The sequence below is a fragment of the Cyanobacteria bacterium QS_8_64_29 genome (assembly GCA_003022125.1).
GTDB lineage: Bacteria > Cyanobacteriota > Cyanobacteriia > Cyanobacteriales > Rubidibacteraceae > QS-8-64-29.
The window spans coordinates 30,283-39,501 of record PXQH01000066.1 but is presented as its reverse complement, the minus strand read 5'-3'; the positions used below and the strand labels follow the sequence as shown (position 1 = coordinate 39,501).

Here is a 9,219-nt window from a genome sequence, read left to right as displayed (position 1 = left end):
TGTAGAAGTGTTCCAGCCCGACATCCAACCCCAGCTCGCGATGGGCTGGCTCAAGCTCGATACGGCGCTCGGCATCCACACAAAACTGCGCGTAGTAACTGTCGGCGCGTCGGAGCAATCGCACCTGCTTGATTTGGCTCGGGTCGTACCGATGCAGGTCGTAGCCCGAGCGCAGCTTCAGGCGCCCGATGTACTTTCCATCGGTCAGAGTCAGGTATTTGCGACAGGCCGAGAGCTTCCACCCGGTCTATTTGTATGTGACCGAGCAACCGTTCTTTTTGAACTGCGGGTATCCTCCTGGCACCTGCTTGCGGCAGTTGTCGTAGAACCGCGAGATAGCAGCCCAGGCGGTTCGGCTGCTCCCTGCCGGGCTTGAGCATCGAGCTGGCGGGCAACCTCATGCTCCTGAGCCAAGGTCCGACAAAGCTTGTTGAGGTCGCGCTTCTGGACGCCCCAATTATCCATCCAGTACCGCAGGGCCTTGTTGCGGATGAACTGGGCCGTTCGGATGGCCTCATCGATGGCCCGGTACTGACCGGGGCGGCCGTAGAGCTTGGCTTCTAGAACGAACATGGAGGCATCAATCCATGCTAAAAAGCTAGCATAGAGCGAGAGGGTCCATATCCCCCTACCCCGCTAGCGCTGAGGGTAGGGTCCTACAGCCCTCTCGCGCTCTCCCGATTCGATAGGCCGCGCTCGAGGTGCCGAGGCACGATCCGTTAGGATTGCCCCAGGTTAGTTGGTGGGGCTGCTGCCATGGAATCGAGTCGCAACGTCGTTCTTAACTTTTTAAAGTCCCTGTTCGATCCCTCGTTTAGCGAATTTCTCACCCTGCGACTGGTGGGCATTGTCTATTCGATGGGGATTGTCGTGGGGGCGCTGGCCGCGCTGGCCAACATCATCAATGCCTTTGTCAGCGAGTTTCAGTCCGGGCTATTGGCCCTAATCGTCTCGCCCATTACGTTCATTATTTCCATCCTGATCCTGCGCGTCGTTCTCGAGACGGTGGTGGTGGCGTTTCGCATTGCGGACAATACAGCCCAAATGGCGCGCAATACGGGCAACGGGTCGTCCCCATCCGCTGGTGGCGGAACCAGCGCGTGAATCCGGTGCCTATAAGGCGGCATGGCTAGCAGCCCCATGCGCTTTTATCTGGGCTGCGCCCTTTGGGGCTACCAGGGATGGGTGGGGGCGTTATACCCATCGGGCAGCCGCTCGAGCGATTTTTTGCGGCTCTACGGCCAGCGCCTGAGCGCCGTTGAGGGCAACAGTACCTTCTATGCCGTTCCCAGCCAGCGCACCCTGGCGCGGTGGGCGAGCGAGGTGCCGCCAGGGTTTGCATTCTGTCCCAAGCTCCCGCAGGCCATCACGCATGCGGGCCGGTTGGTGCCGCAGTTGGACCGGGCGCGGCAGTTCATCGATCGCATGCAGGCCCTCGGCGATCGGCTGGGCCCAACTTTTGCCCAACTCCCGCCTGCCTACAGTCCGCAAGCGCGCGCCGATTTGGAAGCGTTTCTGGCCCAGCTGCCCGGCCGGGACGTGCCGCTAGCGGTTGAGGTGCGCCACCCGGATTGGTTCGTCGAGCCCCATGCCAGTGCTTTGGACGGGCTGCTGCAACAGGCTGGCGTGGGGCGCGTCCTGCTGGATACGCGGCCCATCTATCAGCGTCCCGACGACCTGCAAGTGGCGGCCGAGCGGCGCAAGCCGCAACTGCCGCTGCAGCCTAGCGTGACGGCGCCGTTTAGCCTGGTGCGCTTCATCAGCCATCCCGAACCGGCGCTCAACCAACCCTTTTGGGCCGAATGGGCGCAGCGCCTGCGGGACTGGCTGCAAGCCGGCACGCGCGTTTATTGGTTCATGCACTGTCCGGTGGAAGCGCGCTCGCCGCATCACGCCCGCCGCTTCCATACCACGTTGGGAGCTTGGGGAGCGCCCGTGCCGCCCCTGCCATGGGAGCGCTGCCAGGCACCGCCCGAGCAGCTTCGCCTGTTTTGAGATTGCCGCAATGGGGGAACGCTCGCGATCGCGTGCCGGTTTTGAGGAGCAAACCATGCAGCCGCGGCGTTGGGCCCTACTGGGCGTGCTACTGGCACTGCTGGGCGGGTGCAGCGCCAAGCAGTCAGGCTCTGAGCGACCGCCGCCGCTGCCTCAGGCTAGAGCATCGCGGTCTATTTCAACCGCAATCGCACCCAAGGGGCCAACTACCGCGATCCCTACCGCGACATTCGCCGCGCAGGGGACAACTTGGAGCAGGCTGTTACTGAGGCCATCGCCTCGGCGCAGTCCCGCGTGGATGTGGCCGTGCAAGCGCTCCGCTTGCCCCGCGTGACGCGCGCGCTGATCGAGCGCCACCAGGCTGGGGTGCAGGTGCGCGTCATTGTGGACGATACCTACAGCCGAGCCTGGAGCAGCCTGACGGCCAGCGAAACTGCGCAGCTCGACGAGCGATCCCGCGAGCGCTACCAGCGGGGACGTGCGTTTATCGATCGCGACGGCAACGGCCGCCTGAGCTCAGCTGAAGTTGCCAGCCGGGACGCCATTGCCATGCTGCACCAAGCGGGCGTGCCAATACTCGACGACACGGCCGACGGCTCGGCCGGTAGCGGGCTGATGCATCACAAGTTCGCCGTCATTGACGGCGAAACCACGCTGGTGACCTCGGCCAACCTTACCCTCAGTGGCGTTCACGGCAATTGGGACGCGCCTCAGACCCGGGGCAATGCCAACCATTTGCTGGCGATCCAAAGCCCAGCGCTGGCAGCGCGCTTCGAGCGCGAGTTCGAGCTGATGTGGGGCGATGGCCCCGGCGGTCAGCCTGACAGTCAGTTCGGCTTGCAGAAACCGGCACGCTCCCCGGCAACGGTCGAGGTGGGCGAGGCTCGGGTGAGCGTGCGTTTCTCGCCTACCTCCCCCAGCGACCCCTGGGCCAACAGTAGCAACGGCTTCATCCGCCGCTGGTTGGCAGCGGCGACCCATTCGGCGGATCTGGCCCTGTTTGTCTTCTCGGCCCAGCGGCTGGCCAATACCCTAGCCGAGCGGCACCAGCAGGGCGTGCGCGTGCGCGCCCTCATCGACCGGGGCTTTGCCTTTCGGCCCTACAGCGAAGGGCTGGACATGCTGGGCGTGGCGCTCGCCACTGACTGCAGCTACGAGGCTAGCAATCGCCCCTGGTCGGATCCCATCGAGACCGTCGGCGTCCCCAGGCTGCCCGCAGGCGACAAGCTCCACCACAAATTCGCCACTCTCGATGGCCGAACGGTCCTTACCGGCTCGCACAACTGGTCGGCTGCGGCGAACGCCAGCAACGACGAAACCGTCATTGCCATCGAGAGCCCAACGGTAACAGCCCACTTCCAGCGCGCGTTCGAGCGGCTCTGGTCCCAGGCTGCGCTGGGCGTGCCGGCCCGCGTGGGCGATCGCATCCAGGCCCAGCGGCAGCGCTGGGATCGCCTCGAAACTCCCGCCAGCCCGGCGGCGTCTGGAGCGCCCGTCAACCTCAATGCGCCCCCCCAGCCGAGCTGGCCGCGCTACCCGGCATCGGCCCGGTGCTGGCCGAGCGGATCATCGCCGCCCGCCAAAAGCGTCCCTTCGACTCGCTGGCCGATTTGGAGCGGGTCTCAGGGATCGGCCCGGCAACGACCCGCGAGCTGGCGGGGCAGGTGAGCTGGTAGCCCCTACGCCCGCTGCCCGGGTGGCCGCGGGGACCTCCCCTCGTTTAAGTTGAGCGTTAGCCCCCCGCACTGCTGCCCGTCATGACTGCCTGGAAGCTACCGGTCGATCTGGATCTCACTACCCTAATGGCCGTCACTGCCGTGGCAGGCGTTGGGGCGCAAGTGTTGGGGCGCTACCTGCGCGTGCCCGGCATCGTGTTTTTGCTGCTGTTTGGCATCGGGCTGGGCCGAGATGGCCTGGGCCTGATCGAGCCGCACCATCTGGGCGACGGGTTGGAGGCGCTGGTCTCGCTCTCGGTGGCCATCATTCTGTTTGAAGGTGGCCTATCGCTGGATCTGCGGGCTTTGGGGCATCTGTCCAACAGCCTGCGCAATTTGGTCACCATCGGCACGGCCATTTCGCTGTTGGGTGGAGCCATGGCCGCGCACTACTTGGCCGGGTTGCCGTGGGACCTGGCGTTTTTGTACGCGGCGCTGGTGGTGGTAACCGGTCCTACCGTCATTACCCCGCTGCTGCGCCAGGTGCGCGTTGATCGCCCCATCGCCACGCTGCTGGAGGGTGAGGGCGTCCTCATCGACCCAGTTGGGGCCATTCTGGCGCTTTTGGTCCTCAACTTCATCCTCAGTGACAACCCCGATCTGGCAACGCTGCTGAGCGAGATGGCCGCGCGGCTGGGCGTAGGCGCTGCCGTGGGCGCGGCAGGCGGCTGGGCCCTGGGCAGCTTCCTGCGGCGCGCCACTGCCCTGGATGAAAACCTCAAAAACTTGGTGGTGCTGGCTGGGGTGTGGGGGCTCTACAGCATCGCCCAGGCCATCGAGGACGAAGCCGGGCTCATGGCGACCGCGATCGCCGGCATCGTGCTGAGCACGGCATCCGTGCCGCAACAGCGGTTGCTGCGGCGCTTCCAAAACCAGCTCACCGTGCTGGCGGTATCGGTGCTGTTCGTGCTGCTGGCGGCCGACCTGTCGCTGGCGCAAATGCTGGCACTGGGGTGGGGCGGCCTGCTGACCGTACTGGCGTTGATGGTGGCGGTACGGCCGCTCAATATCTGGGTTTGCACCTGGAACAGCGGGCTGAACTGGCGCCAGAAGCTGTTTATTAGCTGGATTGGCCCCAAAGGCATCGTCTCGGCGTCGGTGGCCTCGCTGTTTGCCATTGTGCTGGCCAACAACGGCATCAGCGGTGGCGAGTCGGTCAAGGCCTTGGTGTTTTTAACCATCATGGTGACGGTGGTGCTGCAGGGCCTAACGGCGCAGTGGGTCGCCAACTTGCTGCGGGTCAACGCCCACGACCGCACCGGGGCGGTCATTGTGGGATCCAATCCGCTGGCCCGGACGATCGCGCGCTTGTTCCGGCAGCGCAGCGAGCCCGTCGCCCTCATTGACACCAACGCCCAGGCCGTGCGCGAAGCCGAGCGCGAAGACCTGCAGGTGGTTTTCAAAAACGCCATGCACGCCCAGACGCTGGAGGAAGCCGGGCTGGATCGCATGGGGACGTTTTTGGCCATGACCACCAACGGCGAGGTCAACTACGTCTTGGCGCATCGCGCTGAAGAGGAGTTCGAGCCACCGCGCGTGCTGGGGGTCTTTCCGTCAGCGCTGGGCGAGCCCGAAACCAGCCCCAGCCGGTTCCAACAGGCGCTAGCGCCCGAGCTAGCGCTCAAAACCTGGAACCAGTACGTTCGGCAGGGTGACGTTAAGCTGGTTGAGGCGAGCCTGCAAGTGGCCAGCTTTAGCTACCAGCAAACCTACCTGCAGGCCGCGATCGACACGGGGGCGCTCGTGCCGCTGGCACTTGAGCGGCAAGGTCGCTTGCAAGTGGCGCGCGCCTACGAAACTTGGCAGCCCGGCGACCGGGTTGTCTGCGCGCTGTGCGAGCCTCAGTCCCAGCTGGCCGACCGAGCGGCCCAAGCGCACGCCGGCGAGGCTCAGTCGCTGGTGGCAACAGTCCCGCCCATGCGCGAGCTTGCCATGTTGGCAGCCCCGCAAGCGAGCGAGGTGCCGGCGAACGCGACTGAGGCGTTTGAATCGCGCTAGCGCGCCTGCCTGAGCCGCAACTGTTTCCCGTTCGCCTTGGAAGAAGACTTTCGCCTCATCGCCGATATCGTCCTGGTTCTGGTTGCTGCCGGCATGGGCGGAACGCTGGCCGCACGGCTGCGCCAGCCCGCTCTGCTGGGGTACTTGCTGGGCGGGACGGTCGTCGGCCCCACTGGCATCGGTCTGATCCGGGAGCTCGGGCAAGTGGAAACGCTGGCCCAAATGGGAGTGGCGTTTTTGCTGTTTGCGCTGGGGGTGGAGTTCTCGCTGGCCGAGCTCCAGCGCGTTCGCAACATTGCCCTGGGCGGCGGCGCCTTGCAAATCGGGCTGATGGTGGCAGTCACCGCCGGCATAACCGTCCTGGCCGGCTGGGCGAGCTCGCCCGCTCAGGGGATCTTGCTGGGCGCCATCCTGTCGCTGTCCTCCACGGCAGTGGTGCTCAAGACCCTCATGGCACGCAACGAGACTGATGCCCCGCACGGCCAGGTCATGCTGGGCATTTTGATCGTCCAGGATCTGGCGCTGGGAGTCATGCTGGCCGTCCTGCCGGTGATCGCCCCATCGGGGCCGGCACTGGGAGCGGCGATCGCGAAGTCGCTGCTGTCGCTGGCTGCCTTTGCCGGTGGGGCTGTGGCGTTTGGGGTATGGGTCATTCCGCGCCTGTTGCGCCTGGTGGCCCAAACCGAGAGCCGCGAGCTGTTCCTGCTGGCGGTGGTGAGCTTGTGCTTGAGCGTTGCCTTGCTCACCGACTATCTGGGGCTCTCCATCGAGATGGGGGCTTTTGTGGCAGGGCTGACCATCTCGGAGGTAGAGTACGCCGACCAAACCCTGGCCTACGTCGAGCCGCTGCGCGATGTGTTCTCGGCGCTGTTTTTCGCCGCCGTGGGCATGCTGATCGACCCGGTGTTTCTGTGGCAAAATGCCGGGCTCATTCTAGGCTTGGTGGCGCTGGCGATCGCGGTCAAAGCCGCGATCGGCATCCCGCTGGTGCGCGGATTCGGCTACAGCTGGCGGACGGCCATCCTGACTGGTTTAGGACTGGCCCAAATCGGCGAGTTTTCGTTCGTCCTGGCCAGCGAGGGCCTGTCGCTGGGGCTGATCGAGCGCCCCGTCTATCTGCTGGTGCTGGGAACCAGCGCCGTAACGCTGCTGGTGACGCCGCTGGTGCTGCAGTTAGTGCCCAAGGTATTGGCTGGGTTGAAGGGCATCCGTTGGCTGCAGCCCTATCTGAGGGAGCCGAACGCCCCCGCTAGCTCGGACGGCGCGCCCGCGGGCAACCCCATTGTCGTTTGCGGCTGCGGCAGCATGGGCAAGATTTTGGTGCGCCTGCTGTGCAAGCGCGGCTATCCGGCAATTGCTATCGACCAGTCCGAGATCGCCATCCAGTGGCTGCGCGAACGCCAGCTTCCCTACGTCTACGGCAACGCGGTCAGCATCCCCGTTTTGGAGGCAGCTGGCGTTGACCGAGCGCGCAGCATGGCGATCGCCTTGCCGGATGCCATGAGCGCGCGCCTGTGCCTCAAGCGCAGCCTGGAGCTCAATCCCGAGTTGGATGTGGTCGTGCGGGCCAGTACCGATCGCGATATCGAGAGCCTGTACCAGCTCGGCGCGCGCGAGGTGGTGCAGCCCGAGTTCGAAGCTAGCTTGGAACTCTCGGCCCACGTGCTGCAGCGGATGGGCGTAGACTCAGCGGAATTTGGGGAAGAAATCCGCCAGATCCGCGCCACTCGCTACCAGTCCCTACGCTCGGAACCAGCCGATGCGCGCGTTGCGCGCGAGCTGCGCGCCACCGCCCAACAGATGAACGGCAAGTGGATCGCCATGCCGCCCGATTCGCCGCTGGCGGGGATGACGCTGGATGCCATCGACCTGCGCCGCCTCACCGGCGCCAGCATCATGGCCATCCAGCGCGCCCAGGGCCAGGAAATTGATTATCCCACTGCCCAGACCGCCCTGCACCCGCAGGACCGCCTGCTGGTGGTGGGCCAAACCAAGGAGCTCGAAGCTTGCCAGCGCTTGCTAGCCGGCGAGACGGGGTTGCCCCAAAGCGAGGCACCGACCTGCCAGTGGGTCGCACTGCCAGCCGAGGGGAGCGCTCTAGATGAGCAAGCGCTGGGCGAGCTGGATCTGCGCCGCCGCTACGCGCTCCACTGTCAGGCCATCCGGCGTGGCAACCAGTTCGTGCGCTTCCCCGGCGGCGACGCCCGCCTCCGGGCGGGGGATCGGCTGCTACTGTGCGGCGACCTCCAGCAACTGGCCCAGTTCCAAGCCGATTGGGTCGCAGGGCCGCAGCCCTCGCCGGCAGCGCCTAGCGATCCACCGAGCCCATAATAATATCGATGCTCCCCAGGATCGCGACAATGTCGGCCACTTTGACCCCCTGCAGCAGTTGGGGCAGGATTTGCAGGTTGTTGAAATCGGCCGCGCGGATCTTCCAGCGCCAGGGGAAGACATTGTCGTAGCCCACCAAAAAGATCCCGAGCTCGCCTTTGCCGCTCTCTAAGCGGACGTAGTGCTCGCCCTCAGGGATTTTGAACGTGGGCGGGATTTTTTTGGCCACGTATTGGTAGTCAAAGTCGTTCCACTGGGACTTTTTGCCCTCAGCCATGCGCCGGGCTTCTAGGTTTTCGTAGGGACCGCCCGGAATGTTTTCGCAGGCCTGGCGGATGATTTTGACTGACTCGCGCATCTCGCGGATGCGCACCAGGTAACGGGCCAGGCAGTCGCCGCTGGTTTCCCACTGCACTTCCCAGTCGAAGTCATCGTAGCACTCGTAGTGGTCCACCTTGCGCAAGTCCCAGTTCACGCCGGAGGCGCGCAGCGTGGGACCGGATAGAGACCAGTTGATAGCCTCGTCGCGGCTGATGGTGCCCACGCCTTCCACGCGGCGGCGAAAGATGGGGTTGTCCGTAATTAGGCGCCCGTACTCGTCAATCTTGTCGTCGATGTAGTCGCAAAAATCGATGCACTTATCGATCCAGCCGTAGGGCAGATCCACTGCCACCCCGCCAATGCGGAAGTAGTTGTTGTTGATCAGCCGCTGCCCGGAGGCCGCTTCCCACAGGTCGTAGATCATCTCCCGCTCGCGGAAGATGTAGAAAAAGGGCGTCTGGACGCCCAAATCGGCCATGAACGGGCCCAACCACAGGAGGTGGTTGGCGATGCGGTTGAGCTCCAGCATGATGGCGCGGATGTATTGGGCCCGCCGCGGGACCTCAATGTCCGCCAGTTGCTCGGGGGCATTGACCGTAACGGCCTCGTTGAACATCCCCGCCGCGTAGTCCCAGCGGCTGACGTAGGGGACGTACATGATGTTAGTGCGGTTCTCGGCAATCTTCTCCATGCCGCGATGGAGGTAGCCGATGACAGGCTCGCAATCGACAACATCCTCACCATCGAGCGTGACGATGAGGCGCAGCACCCCGTGCGTCGAGGGGTGGTGGGGGCCCATGTTGAGCACCATGGGCTCGGTTCGGGTCTCGATGCGTGCCATAAGGAACTCAACTCCGCC

6 protein-coding genes and 1 pseudogene are annotated in these 9,219 nt (G+C 64.7%); 5 read left to right on the top strand and 2 right to left on the bottom strand.

Translation table 11 applies throughout. The annotated features are described in order from the left end of the window. Nucleotides 1-573: pseudogene (locus tag BRC58_11045) on the bottom strand (transposase). A 183-nt stretch (nucleotides 574-756) separates the two neighbouring features. Here BRC58_11045 and BRC58_11040 point away from each other — a divergent pair. The 5 genes from BRC58_11040 to BRC58_11020 all read left to right on the top strand — a co-directional run bounded on the left by BRC58_11040 (nucleotide 757) and on the right by BRC58_11020 (nucleotide 8,039). After that, entirely contained in the window at nucleotides 757-1,104 is a 348-nt protein-coding gene (locus BRC58_11040) for a hypothetical protein (GenBank protein PSP15838.1), read from the top strand. A gap of 36 nt (nucleotides 1,105-1,140) precedes the next feature. Further along, on the top strand, nucleotides 1,141-1,995 hold the full coding sequence (locus BRC58_11035; protein ID PSP15837.1) for a DUF72 domain-containing protein: 855 nt from the start codon (nucleotides 1,141-1,143) through the stop codon (nucleotides 1,993-1,995). A gap of 249 nt (nucleotides 1,996-2,244) precedes the next feature. Beyond that, nucleotides 2,245-3,663 (top strand): competence protein ComE, encoded by a 1,419-nt coding sequence (locus tag BRC58_11030; GenBank protein PSP15836.1) that lies wholly within the window; start codon nucleotides 2,245-2,247, stop codon nucleotides 3,661-3,663. A 134-nt stretch (nucleotides 3,664-3,797) separates the two neighbouring features. Beyond that, entirely contained in the window at nucleotides 3,798-5,708 is a 1,911-nt protein-coding gene (locus BRC58_11025) for a sodium:proton antiporter (GenBank protein PSP15841.1), read from the top strand. Between the two features lie 36 nt (nucleotides 5,709-5,744). Continuing rightward, the gene (locus BRC58_11020) at nucleotides 5,745-8,039 is read left to right on the top strand and encodes a sodium:calcium exchanger (protein ID PSP15835.1); all 2,295 of its coding nucleotides are present in this window, start codon (nucleotides 5,745-5,747) and stop codon (nucleotides 8,037-8,039) included. Here BRC58_11020 and BRC58_11015 read toward each other — a convergent pair. Further along, the gene (locus BRC58_11015; GenBank protein PSP15840.1) at nucleotides 8,017-9,201 is read right to left on the bottom strand and encodes an NADH-quinone oxidoreductase subunit NuoD; all 1,185 of its coding nucleotides are present in this window, start codon (nucleotides 9,199-9,201) and stop codon (nucleotides 8,017-8,019) included. The two genes, BRC58_11020 and BRC58_11015, sit on opposite strands and share 23 nt — an antisense overlap. Between the last annotated feature and the right edge of the window lie 18 nt (nucleotides 9,202-9,219).

What these genes read in the sequence shown, in the direction of transcription:
- BRC58_11040 (PSP15838.1), top strand. Translation starts at nt 757, where the DNA reads ATGGAATCGAGTCGCAACGTCGTTCTTAACTTTTTAAAGTCCCTGTTC.
- BRC58_11035 (PSP15837.1), top strand. Translation starts at nt 1,141, where the DNA reads ATGCGCTTTTATCTGGGCTGCGCCCTTTGGGGCTACCAGGGATGGGTG.
- BRC58_11025 (PSP15841.1), top strand. Translation starts at nt 3,798, where the DNA reads ATGGCCGTCACTGCCGTGGCAGGCGTTGGGGCGCAAGTGTTGGGGCGC.
- BRC58_11015 (PSP15840.1), bottom strand. Translation starts at nt 9,201, where the DNA reads ATGGCACGCATCGAGACCCGAACCGAGCCCATGGTGCTCAACATGGGC.